The sequence below is a fragment of the Micromonospora sp. NPDC003197 genome (assembly GCF_053590565.1).
Genome location: NZ_JBSFTE010000039.1, coordinates 1 through 12,185 on the forward strand (window position 1 = coordinate 1; position 12,185 = coordinate 12,185).

Sequence of the window (12,185 nt, forward strand, 5' to 3'; positions counted from 1 at the left end):
CGTGCCCTCATCCGGCAAGCCCGTACCCACTACCGCTGGAACACCCGCCCCACCACCCGCCGCCTCAAATAACACCTACTGACGGTCCCTCTTAGATTAGATGTGCTCTTCTGGGATGCTGGGGCGCGGTAGCCGGTTGGCCATGCAACAGCCGGCGGAGAGGCGCTGGCTGCTGTTCTCCATTAAGCGCCTCTCCGCCAGCCGGACGGCGGTGAGATCTCACAACCGTCTCACGGACGGCCCGGTGAACTCTGGCAGCGACTGGCGTAGCCCGAACCTCACATCGCCAGTTACCTGCATTCCCGGCACAAGCCAGTAGCGTTCGGCAGCCGCTGGCAGCCCTGCTAGTTCACTGGGGGTCAAGGGGTCGTGGGTTCGAATCCCGCCGTCCCGACAGGGTATAACCGCAGGTCAGAGGGCTGATTCGAGTAGATCGAGTCGGCCTTCTTGGGGTTTCTGGGGACCACCACAGTCAAGTGCGCCGTCCGGTAGTGCTCCTTGGCTGCTGGTCAAGTTTCAGGTGGCTAATCGGGTCATCTGCCGAATTGTTCGTTCTCTGTATCAAGCCGGCCCGGCCCTGGCCTGCTGGCGACCTCCGGCCGGCATCGGCCCGTGCGGCAGGCCGGGTTTAGCCCTCGATCACATGGCACTCGACACCAATGATCTCAACCAGGGCAGCGCGCACCATGGAAAAATGCTCACTGGACAGGTCAAGCCCAAGATGGTGCACTCTCGGGAACCCCAGCTTCGTCGCGGCCGGTGCGCCGTACTCCAGATAGAGATCACGAGGGGTCAGCCGCCACGAACTCACCGCCTCGTACGCGACGACACCGTCGCCGTTGACCACCTCGTGGGCATCGAAGTCGTACCAGAACAGAAACTCGATCACCCGCCGCGGCCCATCGCGTAAGGAAAGCGTCAGGACATCATCGACCTCGCTACAGATGGCATCGGTGACGCGTGCCGGATACCGCATGCGGTGAACCGTAGCGTGTCCAGAAATCCCCGGTCCGTGCGAGCCGCCGAGGCGACAGAAATTACGGGCCCAGAGGCTTATCCCAGTCTGCGATGAACGAGTCCAATGCCTCGGTACGTCGCCGGAGCACCCTGGCCGCAACCGGCGGCAGGGAGTGTATGGCGAGTTCCAAGACTCGACGGTGATCGAACGGATCCGGGCAGCACGAGAGTTGCCCACAACCCCAGATCTCGTCCCGCTGATGTCGCGACGCGCGTACAAACGACTCCCAGCCCTGCAATGCCTCAGCGACCGCGCCAGGGTGCAGACGTTCCCGCTCTAGCCGGGCAATCTCGGACTGACCCCGGCTAGGAATGCCAGAGACCACAGCAATTCGTTCCCCTGGCCGTGTGCGCCGACGAAGGGCGGCACGGGTTTCACCTGGCGATCTACGCGGCATGGCTCTTTCGTACAGTCGACATCCCAGGATTCTCCCACGGTTCCATGCTCCGAAGGATCGGGCGTCAGGCCGTGACGATCGCGAGGGTGGCTGGCCGGCCGTCGAGGTCGGGGCGATCGCTGCCGTGCCGCTGCGCGGCTTGCCACCGGAGTACGTGGTCCAAGTGCGCGGTGAGCCGGCGTTACGCGGCCGCCCCCGGCCCTCTCGGGCCGGGGGCGGTGAGGCGTACGACGCCGGAGAGCCGCACGCGGATCGAGCTGGTGACATCGGATACCTGGACCTGCGTTCAGACACCTGATGTCTCGGCCGAGGTCAGTTCCTCCCCGGCGGTAGCGATAGCGCTCATATGCATCACCGGGTTCGGTCGGTCGGGCCGCCAGCCTTGCCGAAGCGCTACCCGGATGCTGTCAACAACCTCGGCCGGACGAACCGCCTTCCCCGAGGCCATCATCCAGTTGTCCGGTCGCGGAGAGTCGGTCGTAACGACAAGTACCGAGCCCGGGTCTTGCTCCAGCTCGACGGCGTAGGTCAACGCTGTCTCGGCCACTCCCTGGCTATACGTGGGCTTCGGGCGGATTCGCCAGCGATAAATGATGCCGTCGACCGAGATGAGGCGGCTGCCCTTCTTCGGAATGGCCATGATTTTCTCCGCTCAGATGGTTGCCGGGCGTTGCCGAAAGGCGTAGAGGTCGACCAGGAAGGCGTCGTGCTCGTCGTTCGACTCGCACAGATCAGGCCGGGCCCTCGCCTTCCGACCCGACGTACACGACTGGTCGTTGACTACCAGAGCCGACCAACATGAATGCTCCGCCCGAAGCGTCCCCGGCGATCATCTCAAGGGATTCGCCGCCGGACAGATGGACCGGCTCAACCGGCCCGTATGCTCCCCGCGAGACATCGAAATCGAACCGCACCAACAAGGCCGCGATCCACGGCGTAGCGCGGATCTGGTCCAGCAGAACGCGATCGGATTGCACATCAGCGACGGTACCGCCCAGGACCGACCCGGCCATCCAGGGGCCATTAACTGGTGTACCGAACTGTCATCAGTGGGCAACACCGGTCAGCGCCACATCGCCGACGAGCAGGCACAACGGACAGAACCGGGCAGTCAGAAACGATCCTCCAAACTGGGGCTCGCAGGACAGGGCTGCCGGTGCCCATCCTTTGGTCATGGGAGCTCTCAAGCAGTGGTATCTGTTCGTCCCTAACGCTTTGCTGCCTCTTGCCGGCTGCTGCCGCGACCGTTGGCGGGGTCTGAGCGGTCTGCAGATCCCGTAACCGTCGCTGAGCTTCATCCGCAGTTGTCGGGGTACGGTTTGGAGTGCAGAGGTAAGTACGGCTTGAGGGTCTGTCGCTGATCTTGTGACGCGCGGTTGGGTTCGTCGTTCGAACGTGCTCAGTTCGCCGGACGCCACAGCGCCCAGGGCACCCGGTGACCCACGACGTCATCGATCTCGACGAGCGCCACCGGATCGACGATCTGGCCATCCGCACTCCGGCCGCCGGACAAGGTCGCCCACCGCCAAATCAGACGCCTTCGCGCAGGTACAGGTCGCGCAGCAGGCCGATCTCGTCGCCGTGATGTGTGACCTCTTTCAGAGCGTGCAGCGCGAGCTTCAGATAGGTCTCATCGGCCCAACCGCCTGGGCCCATGCCTATCGGCACCAGGAGGCGCTTGTCGCCGAGGGATGCGACATGGGAGATGAAGTGCTCCCAGTCCTCGGCCAGCGCCTGGACGCCCTCTTTCGCGGTGCCTGGCCACTCGTGGCGGTCGCCGAGCTCGGGAACGTCCTCGAAGAAGTGGATCACATAGCCGCGCAGGCAGAGGCTGCCGATTTGCCAGATGCGCCAGGCGATCGTCGTGAAGGGGTCCGGCGCCTCCGGACTCGATTCCGGAAACAGCGTGGCGACGCGGAAGACACCGTCGTCTCGGGGCGGATGCTGATGCAGTCGTTGACCGGCTCCCAGTGGTACTCGGCGTCGGTCAAGCCCTCCAGGCGCTCGAACAGCCGGAATCGCACGTTTTCGAAGATCGCGAGAATGTCGCGCGTGACGGGGTCGGGCACGATCATGTCAGCCATGTCAGCTCCAGGGCACGGTGGTTCCGGGGCGGTCGGGATGATCAGGATGGACGGGTCGGTCGGCTCGGTCAACTACCGCCGCCTCGTCGGCGTCACCGCGCAGCCCAGCTTTTTCACCAGGAACCGCCTGCAGCCGATGTAGCGTCCACTCCTGCGACAGGAGGCGCCCGAAGAGTCGTGCAAAGCAGGGAGGGGGAGGCTGCGGTGTGGGGTGCGGTGTTGCTACGGGCAGGTCTTGCCGTCCTCGGGGCCGGCGCCCATGAGGCCATGATCCAGCACCGTCTCCAACGCGAGGAAGTCCGCGTCAGGGGCCTGGTGGTCCGCCACCGCGTGCAAAGCTCCGCAAAGGATGGCACTGCCTACTTCGCGGTGGTCGAATTCGTTGATGCGCAGGGTAGTCGGCACACGTTCGAGGCCAGGTCATCCGAAGGTCAAGGGGCTTCCCATGGCCGGTGGGGTCCCAGTGCGCTACCTTCCGGACGCCCCGCAGGCGGCACGAATCGATCTCACCAGGAGACATCTTGGGGATGTCGCGTTTCGTCTCGTGGGCGGCAGCCTGTTCACGGCCGTCGGGATCTGGATGCTCGCCAGCGGCCGTTGAGCCTGTTCCTCAGATCAGAGCCCGGACGGCCCCGGCCCCGACCACCGAGAGGCTGGGGACGTTCTTTTTCGTCGGGTCTGTCGCTGATCTTGTGATGGTGATCAGGTTTGCAGGAGGATGCGTTTGCGGAGCAGGTCGAAGTTGGCGCGGCCGTAGCCCATACGTTTGATCAGTTTGGCTCTGGTGTTCTGGCCCTCGACCTGGCCTGAGCTCCAATTGGTGGACAGACCGGCGACGACGGCGTCGTAGTCGTAGTGGAGTCCGTCGGCGAACTGCCGCAGGTGGGGTAGATCGTCCTGACGGAGCTGATCGATCCAGGTTGGTAGCTCAGCGCCGGTGAGGTTGGCCTGGCCTGGTGTTTTGAAGATTGGCTCAGGCTGCTCGGTGGTCTCGTTGATCACTCCGCTGAGTCGTCGTCGGCGTCGTATGGGCTTGTCCATGGGGATGATGACGGCCGGATCGTGGTTGGGTGGCTGCTGCTGTCGTCCTTGGTGTGGCCGGTGGTTGTTGAAGTGGTCGGCGTACTTGTTGGCCACGGCCTGCGCGTGCCGTTCGTTGTAGATCAACATGTGGTCGGTGCATTCGTCGCGGAGGCTGCGGCCCCAGCGGTCGATGTAACAGTTGGCCCGTGGGGTACCGGGCGGGGTCTTGACCACGGTGATGCCTTCGGCGGCGAAGGCATGATCGAAGGCGGTGGTGTACTTGGCGTCGCGGTCGCGGATGAGAAACCGGAATCGGTTGGCATGCTCGCCGAGGTCCATGGTGAGGTTGCGGGCTTGCTGGGTCACCCATTGCCCGGTGGGGCGGGCGGTGACGCCGAGGAGGTGGACCCTTCGGGTGGCCACCTCCATGACCACCAGCGCGTACAGGCGTCGCGGCAGGATCGTGTCGATGTGAAAGAAGTCGATGGCCAGCAAACCAGCGGCCTGGTTGCGTAGGAAGGTACGCCAGTGGGTGTCCTGCTGTCGGGGTGGCGGGCCGACACGGCTGCGGGACAGGATTCGTCGGATCGTGCCCGCCCCGATGCGGTAGCCGAGCTGCTGTAGTTGGCCTTGGATTCGGCGGTGGCCCCATCGCGGGTTCTCGTGGGCCAGCCGCAGTACCAGGTTCCGGATTTCGTTGCTGATGGGTGGTCGGCCTGGTTTGTTCGGGTAGGTCCAGTGGCGTCGTACCAGCCATCGGTGCCAGTTCAGCAACGTGGCCGGAGTGACGATCCGGTGTGCCCGTATCCGGCGGGGCAGTAGGCGGGCGAGGGCGGCCCTGAACGTGGCGGCGCAGTATCGCTATTTCGTGCCGCAGCGCGAGTACCTCGACCATCAGCGCTCTGTCGCTGCGGATTAGTAGCCCCAGTCTGGTGAATAGGTGGATTATTCCCAGGTACAGCAGCCGTACGACCATACCGACGATGGTCAGCCCGAGCTAAGAGCTCCCCGCTTACAGCCTGTGCGACAGGTTCTGGCACGGTACACGCCGAGAAGCACCACCACGCCGAGGGACTGGTGCATGACGTCCTCAGCCAGGCGCGACGTTGTCCGCCGGTTGGGCTCCTCGCCCTTGCCCAGGTTTATCGACTCGGCGACGGCCAAGCCCTCAGCGACTTGCTTAGCGACCCATCCGGGCATGTGCGCGATGAGCTAATTCTGCTTGCCGACCTTGTCCGGACGAGTGCGCTCTACAACCAGGTCGGCTACCGCGAGCGCCAGATGGGTGGCACCCACTTTGCCCAGCGCCGCCAGCGCGGTGACCGAGATCGGCGGCCTGTCGAACTCGTACAGAAAGGTGGAATGACAGGCCGCGAGCCGCAACCAGCGTGCCCGCAGCGGATCATCGCCCACCCGCCAGCCTCGCCTGCCGAGTTCGGCGACAAGCGAGTCACTGAGCGGCACATCATCCGCCGCCAGGGCCGGATCGGGAAGCGAGGCGAAGGCAGGTCGGGACATGCCAGCGGTACCCTCCAGGTAGCGAAAAGGTCCGGCAACTCTAACCCGGTAGGCCTACACAAGGGACGGTCGGAAGCGCGGTTCGAGGCCCCGGAACGGTGACAGGATCCGTCTGGCCGCCGACGGGGAAAAACCATGGCCGCAAGCGGGGAGATCGCTGTCCAGCAGGTTGAAGCAATCGTGGTGCTGTCCAGCGGCGTCGGCTCGGCACCTCACACGGGCGCGGCTATTCGCAGACGTCGGCAGACGGCAGGTTGGTCTGACCCCTGACGACCTTGTCTGCCCGGTCGGGGACAACGGGTGGCGGGTCAACTACGTAGCATCGCGCCATGCTCGGAGTGCTCTGCGCGCTGGTTGGCTGCCTCCTGATCCCGTACGTGCTGATCTTCCTGGTCACAGATGGGGAGTTCATCCGGGACTTGTCTCAAACGCGCCATGGGTCGGTTCCGCGGCAGCCCCGACCGCATCGCCTGTTTGCTGAGTTGGCGTGGCGGCATCGGCGTGCGATGCAGGTGGTGCGGGAGCTTGATCGGCACGAGCGCGATTAAGAGGACGAGTAGTTCGGGCGACCCGCTCCGTCGGATCCCATCAGGACCAGGATGAAGACGACCGCCGCCACCATGAGTACACCTGCGTCGATTGACAGCAGCCACGGAGATAGGAGGAGTCTTGCTCCCTCGGCCCGTACTTCGGGGCGTCCGTCGGGGGGCACACTGTCGGAGCCCTTTGGCGGGATGGCATAGGTCCTCGTCGTGGTTGAGTGGGAGTGGCACCAGTGAAGGCAGACGCGCTGAGTCCCCGTCAGTTGTTCGACGGCAGGGTGCACTACGAGATTCCGCCGTTCCAGCGGCCGTATGTCTGGAACGAGGAAGATCAGTGGGCGCCGTTGTGGGCCGACGTGATTCGGGTCGCGGAGAGCCGTGTCGTCGCCGCCGGCGCTGAGCCGGCTGTGCCACATCATTTCTTGGGCGCGGTTGTCTACGAGTCGAAGCCGCCGGTGGTCGGGGATGTCACTCGGCACATGGTGATTGACGGGCAGCAGCGCATGACCACGATCCAACTGATGATCGATGCCGTCCAAGCGGCAGTCGCCGAGCGTGGGCACGACTTCTCGCTGAAGACCTCGAAGGGCTCATTTTCAACCATTCGTCGGCCTTCAAGGGCAAGCCTGAGCGGTTCAAGTTGTGGCCGTCGAAGCATGACCGACCTGCGTTTGCCCAGGCGATGGATCCCAAGCCCGGCGGGGTCGGGGAGCACCGGATCATCTCTGCCCACGAGTTCTTCTCCAACGAGGCTCACGCCTGGCTCACCGGGACGCCTGACGACGATGGCAACACCCCGCCGGGCTCCGAGCAGGCCCGTGCGGAGGCGCTGTCGGCAACGCTGCGCGATGGGCTGTACATCGTCGCGATCAATCTGACAGGCCACGACGACTCCCAGCTGATCTTCGAGACCTTGAACGACCGCGGGACGCCGCTTCTCAAGGCCGACCTGATCAAGAACTGGGTGTTCCAGCGGGGCGTGAAGGCCGGCGCTGACGTCGAGGACTGGTCGGAGACGCACTGGGTCGACTTCGACGATGACTGGTGGCGGGCCGAGATCGTGCAGGGCCGTCACCAGCGCTCCCGCATCGACATCTTCGTGCAGTACTGGCTTACCATGCGGTTGCGCGACGAGGTGAAGACCGAGCAGGTCTTCCGGGTGTTCACCGAGTACGCCGCGCCCTACATGTCCAGCCCTGACGGCGCCGACAAGCTCCTGAGCGAATTCCGCAAGGACGCTGACACCTACCGCGCCTTGGCGAATCTCCCCGAGGACACAGCCCAGGGGTCGTTCTACTCCCGGGTCATCGAAACGATGGGACTCGCCGCGACAAGCCCGCTGCTGCTGTGGCTTCTGTCGGACAACCACAAGGTGCCCGAGAAGCAGCTGGAGATTGCCCTCGAGGCACTGGAGAGCTGGGTCATGCGCCGGACGTTGCTCCGGATGACGATGAAGGACGTCAACAAGACCATGGTCTCCATCCTCAAGCTCCTCGACCGGTCATCGATCGACACGGCGGGCGACACGGTCCGGAACTTCCTCGCGGACCAGCGGGCGGATGCGCGTCTGTGGCCTACCGACGCCACCATGAAGGCCGAGCTTCCCTCGCTCAAGCTTTATGGATACCTGCGCCAATCGCGTTTGCGCGTTGTGCTGGAGGCGATCGAGAAGAAGCTTCGCACCAAGTTTCACGAGAACATCGCGCTCCCGGCCAAGCTTGAGATCGAACACGTGATGCCCCGGTCGTGGCAGACCCACTGGAACCCTGAGCCGCGGCTCACGCCCGAGCAAGCGGCGGACCGTGACCGACGCATTCAGACCCTTGGCAACCTCACCCTGGTGGCGAAGAGCCTCAACGGCGCCCTGTCGAATCGGCCGTGGACCGACACGGAGGCTGCGGGCATGACCTCCGGAGGCGAGGCCGGCTTGGGCAAGCGCAGTCTCCTGGAGAAGTACAGCCTGCGTGTGTTGTCGAAGGACTTGATCAAGGATCATCCCGACGCGTGGCGTGATGCCGATATCGAGGCGCGGGCAGCGGAACTGACGGACCACATCTGCCAGGTGTGGACTGGCCCCCCCGTTGGCACACACGCAGGGCAGACGACCCAGCCAGGCGGCTGTTCGATACCTTCCCAACAGACCCAGGGTGAAGTGCCAACGAACGCGGTCCACGACCCGACCTGACGGCGTGAGGTTCCGAGCGGAAGGCGGCCGGACCCCGCCTTCCGCCCGACATAAGCCCTCCCCGTCCTGGCGGTCGGGTCGAGAGTTCGATCGATGTCCCTGTCCGTGGCATGAAACCAACCACAACGACTCCGTGAAACCCGGGAAACATCAGGATGTCCGTCAAGCCGCGTCAGGTCCACCCTGAACCACGGCCGATGCGGTGCGTCTCTCCACATAGCAGGGTCGACAATGGACCGCTAAGCGGTCCAGGGCTATGCGCAGAGAGGAAGCTGTGAAGCTTAAAATTAGAAGCCGCGTCGGGACCGTCGTAGCATCAGCCGGGGTACTGGCGGGGGCACTTACGCTGGGTCTGGCCAGTCCGGCGTCCGCCTCGTCGGTTCCCGACTTTGAACTGCGAATCTGCTCCTACGGCAACTTCCAAACCAACGCCTACTACACCGGCGGCGGCGTTATCACCGCCCCGGCGGGGCAGTGCAGGTCCCACCACTGGCAGGGATGGGGCCCTAACCCGTCTTTGGTGCTCCGTGTTGACACCTACGTCAACGGCGGCGGCTACATCGCAAGCGCGTCCGTCGACATCGCACCGGGCGCGGGACTGGCTACCGGCGGTACGGCCAGCAGCCCCTACCTCTGGTCCTTCTAACAACGCTCTTCCGTAGCAGTGCGCCAGGTACTGGCGCACTGCTACGGCTCTTTACCTCGATCCATAAACCGGCTTCGACTCCGGGGGTGTTTGGGGACTTCGATGACGTGGGCGTCGGAGATCAGTTCGCAGGTGTCGGGATCGGTGACGGCGCCCGGGTAGTGCACCAGCGTGTAGGCGTGCTGGGGGATGGTGGCAATCGTGGCGTCGACGGCTGGGTTGTGGGCGGATGGCGAACGAGCACTGCGCTCCGGCGTTGACGATTGCAGTGATGGCCTTGCCGCTGCATCAGGCGGAGTCGCCGCGTGCCAGGATCTTTGGCCGGGTCCGCGCCGTGGGCAATAGCGGTGTTGATGCCTTTAGTCAGCATGGACGCGGCACCTTTGGCAGACCTGTCGGCGCAGCACCGCTGCCTCATGCCGTATCACGAAGACCTAGATGATCTATTCCAAGGGATGTGGGACAGCGAAGAGGAGCGAGGTGCCGAGCCGCTGCTGTTCGGTGTGTAGGAGGCCGGACAGGAACGACACGGTGACCTTGCGCACGGGCAGGGGTAGCGCTGGTGTTACTCCTGGTGACGTAGGGCCATCGATGATGGCGATCCCGGGAAGGGCTGCCTTCTAACAAGGTTTCTGCGTCTTCTCGTTGCACCGCAACGGATCTGGGCGGGTCTGATCCGTTGACCGAGTTGGCTACTTCAAGTCCTCACATCGCTGCTCGGAAAGGCTCCTTGGGTTTCGCTGTTCACTACGGACTCGACCCGGGTCGGTTCACCGGCTCGGCTCGGATACCGAGGCTCGGAGGAGTGCGAGAGGGTCGTCCGGCCAAGCTGCCGTGAGTTGGGCTGAAACAGAAGGGCCCGCTCTCCCGTGGCATGTATCGCACAAGTCGGTTTGTTTATCAACTGAGAACAACGCGGCGTGGCCGGGACTGTCTACCGAATCTTAGCCACGGGGTGAACCAGTGAAGCGGCGCATCGTCGTACCTGACGGATGGTGTCAGGGAGGAACAAACAGCATGCGACCCAGGTCCGAGGCAGCTCGCTCGCCGAAGCTGCGCAGCCTGTCCGGCGGCCTTACCGCCGGTGTTGCGCGGCGCGGGATGACGTCAGTGCGCGGGTTCCTGGGGGCCGGATGGGCGTGGCCGGACAGCCCGCTACGGAGGGGCATCGCGGTGGGCGTGTTGTTGGCCCTGACCGCTGCGGCTGCTGCGGTCGGCCTGTCGGGCCTCCGGACCGGTGCCGCCAACGACTCGCGTCCGGGGCGACCGGTTCCGCCTGGGCAGGTACAGGCCATCTCCACTGCGGCGCTGTCCTGCTCTGTGCTGACCCCGGCCCGCCTGGCAGGGCAGCTGATGGTGGCTTCCGGCTTTGATCCGAATGCCCGGACCGAGCAGGGCGGCACGGGTGTTGCCGGCCTGACCGACGCGGTGTGGGACGAGTGGAAGCCGGCAGCGGACGCGCGGCGGGAGGACTCGGCGGCGAGCGTCGTCGCGCTGGCGCACTACATGTGTGACCTCTCCGGGCGCGTTCGGCAGGCGAGGACCGGCGGTGACCAATGGCGGTTGGCGCTGGCCGCATACCACTCCGGGGTAGCCGCCGTCCGCGACGCCGGCGGTGTCCCGGGTGCGGCCAAGCGATATGTCGACATGGTGACGGGTTACGCGACCTGGTACGCACGCCAGCCCGAGTTCAGCGGGAGTGGGGCAACGTCGTCCGCCGGTCCGTTGGGCGGGGTGCAGCCAAGCGCGGGTACTCCGGCGAAGCCGGTACCGGACGCGTACCTGTCAGCCATCCTGCTGGCCGGGAAGGCGTGCCCGGCGGTGCCGGCGACCCGGGTCGCCGCGCAGCTGATGGCGGCGTCGGGATTCAACCCGAACCTGCTCGGGGCGAATGGTGGGCAGGGGATCGCCCAGTTCGATCCGGTGGTGTGGGCGGAGTATGCCCCCGATGCCGCCGTGACGTCCCCGTGGGACCCGCAGCGGGCCATCACGGCGCTCGGCGTGGTGATGTGCGCCCTGGTCGAGGAGTTGGGTCCGGGAGAGGGCGATGCGTACCAGAAGGCACTCGCGGCGTTCCGTTGGGGACCGGAAACGGTACGGCGAGCAGGCGGGGTCCCCGACGCGCCAGCGGTGCGTGTGTTCGTCGCGCTGGCCGAGGGGTACGTGACCAGCTACCAGGGTGACCCACGGCTGCCGGGCCCGCGCCCGTCGCCGTCGACGGGTGGCCCGGATCGCTCGCTTGCCGGGTCGGGCGGCCGGACGCCGGGTGCGGGACCCGCCGGTGACACCGCTACCGGCGGGGTGTCCGGGGCACAGACTGGCGGGCAGCCGGCACCAGCACAGACGCCCGCGAAACCGGCATCGACGAGACCCCAACCAAAGCCGGTGGGTAGCGCCGGCCCGATCATCGGGCATGGTAGTGGTCGTTGCGTCGACGTAACCGACGGCGCCTACCGGAGCAACCCGCAGTTGCAGATCTGGGACTGTAACGGCGGACCGAACCAGCGGTGGACGGTCTACAGCGACGGAACGATTCGGGCGTTCGACCGGTGCATGACCGTGGCCGGTGGCTCGACCGCCAACGGTGCGTGGATTCTGTTGAGCGTTTGCGACGGAAGCGCGAGTCAGCAGTTCACGCTGAACAAGGCGCATGATCTGGTCAACAAGCGCGCGGACAGGTGCGTCGACGCCAGGTATCTGGGAACGAGTAACGGAACGCGCCTGCAACTGTGGGACTGCGCGGGCACCGACAACCAGAAGTGGCATCGTTGA

Annotated in this window: 13 protein-coding genes and 1 pseudogene; 6 read left to right on the forward strand and 8 right to left on the reverse strand. The window is 65.2% G+C overall.

The window, feature by feature from the left end:
- Nucleotides 1-628: 628 nt before the first annotated feature.
- The 5 genes from ACWDV4_RS28865 to ACWDV4_RS28885 all read right to left on the reverse strand — a co-directional run bounded on the left by ACWDV4_RS28865 (nucleotide 629) and on the right by ACWDV4_RS28885 (nucleotide 3,499).
- Complete coding sequence (locus tag ACWDV4_RS28865) at nucleotides 629-976, reverse strand: hypothetical protein (protein WP_449985123.1); 348 nt, start codon at nucleotides 974-976, stop codon at nucleotides 629-631.
- 725 nt (nucleotides 977-1,701) lie between these two features.
- On the reverse strand, nucleotides 1,702-2,055 hold the full coding sequence (locus tag ACWDV4_RS28870; protein ID WP_449985126.1) for a hypothetical protein: 354 nt from the start codon (nucleotides 2,053-2,055) through the stop codon (nucleotides 1,702-1,704).
- Nucleotides 2,056-2,146: 91 nt separating this feature from the next.
- The gene (locus ACWDV4_RS28875; protein WP_449985128.1) at nucleotides 2,147-2,392 is read right to left on the reverse strand and encodes a hypothetical protein; all 246 of its coding nucleotides are present in this window, start codon (nucleotides 2,390-2,392) and stop codon (nucleotides 2,147-2,149) included.
- Between the two features lie 553 nt (nucleotides 2,393-2,945).
- Complete coding sequence (locus ACWDV4_RS28880) at nucleotides 2,946-3,320, reverse strand: DinB family protein (protein WP_449985198.1); 375 nt, start codon at nucleotides 3,318-3,320, stop codon at nucleotides 2,946-2,948.
- Nucleotides 3,224-3,499: a hypothetical protein gene (locus tag ACWDV4_RS28885; protein WP_449985131.1), complete on the reverse strand. Its 276-nt coding sequence runs from the start codon at nucleotides 3,497-3,499 to the stop codon at nucleotides 3,224-3,226. Before ACWDV4_RS28885 ends, ACWDV4_RS28880 begins: the two co-directional genes overlap by 97 nt.
- Between ACWDV4_RS28885 and ACWDV4_RS28890 the strand changes: the two genes are divergently transcribed.
- Nucleotides 3,498-3,641, forward strand: a complete 144-nt coding sequence (locus tag ACWDV4_RS28890) for a hypothetical protein (RefSeq protein WP_449985134.1) — start codon at nucleotides 3,498-3,500, stop codon at nucleotides 3,639-3,641. The genes ACWDV4_RS28885 and ACWDV4_RS28890 overlap by 2 nt on opposite strands.
- 80 nt (nucleotides 3,642-3,721) lie before the next feature.
- Here ACWDV4_RS28890 and ACWDV4_RS28895 read toward each other — a convergent pair whose 3' ends face one another.
- From ACWDV4_RS28895 to ACWDV4_RS28905, 3 genes are all read right to left on the reverse strand, one after another.
- Nucleotides 3,722-3,904, reverse strand: a complete 183-nt coding sequence (locus ACWDV4_RS28895) for a hypothetical protein (protein WP_449985137.1) — start codon at nucleotides 3,902-3,904, stop codon at nucleotides 3,722-3,724.
- Nucleotides 3,905-4,201: 297 nt separating this feature from the next.
- The gene (locus tag ACWDV4_RS28900; RefSeq protein WP_449985139.1) at nucleotides 4,202-5,296 is read right to left on the reverse strand and encodes an integrase core domain-containing protein; all 1,095 of its coding nucleotides are present in this window, start codon (nucleotides 5,294-5,296) and stop codon (nucleotides 4,202-4,204) included.
- A gap of 438 nt (nucleotides 5,297-5,734) precedes the next feature.
- Nucleotides 5,735-6,040: a hypothetical protein gene (locus ACWDV4_RS28905; RefSeq protein WP_449985141.1), complete on the reverse strand. Its 306-nt coding sequence runs from the start codon at nucleotides 6,038-6,040 to the stop codon at nucleotides 5,735-5,737.
- Nucleotides 6,041-6,369: 329 nt separating this feature from the next.
- On the opposite strand from ACWDV4_RS28905, the gene ACWDV4_RS28910 reads away from it, so the two are divergent.
- The 5 genes and pseudogenes from ACWDV4_RS28910 (at nucleotide 6,370) to ACWDV4_RS28930 (ending at nucleotide 12,185) form a co-directional block, all read left to right on the forward strand.
- Nucleotides 6,370-6,588 carry a hypothetical protein gene (locus tag ACWDV4_RS28910; protein WP_449985144.1) on the forward strand — a complete coding sequence of 73 codons (219 nt, stop codon included), beginning with the start codon at nucleotides 6,370-6,372 and terminating at the stop codon, nucleotides 6,586-6,588.
- A 227-nt stretch (nucleotides 6,589-6,815) separates the two neighbouring features.
- A pseudogene (locus tag ACWDV4_RS28915) lies at nucleotides 6,816-7,121 on the forward strand (DUF262 domain-containing protein); the annotation flags it as partial.
- A 53-nt stretch (nucleotides 7,122-7,174) separates the two neighbouring features.
- The gene (locus ACWDV4_RS28920) at nucleotides 7,175-8,767 is read left to right on the forward strand and encodes a DUF262 domain-containing protein (RefSeq protein WP_449985200.1); all 1,593 of its coding nucleotides are present in this window, start codon (nucleotides 7,175-7,177) and stop codon (nucleotides 8,765-8,767) included.
- A gap of 520 nt (nucleotides 8,768-9,287) precedes the next feature.
- Nucleotides 9,288-9,413, forward strand: coding sequence for a hypothetical protein (locus tag ACWDV4_RS28925; protein ID WP_449985146.1), 126 nt, complete (start codon nucleotides 9,288-9,290; stop codon nucleotides 9,411-9,413).
- Nucleotides 9,414-10,430: 1,017 nt separating this feature from the next.
- Entirely contained in the window at nucleotides 10,431-12,185 is a 1,755-nt protein-coding gene (locus ACWDV4_RS28930; protein ID WP_449985149.1) for a ricin-type beta-trefoil lectin domain protein, read from the forward strand.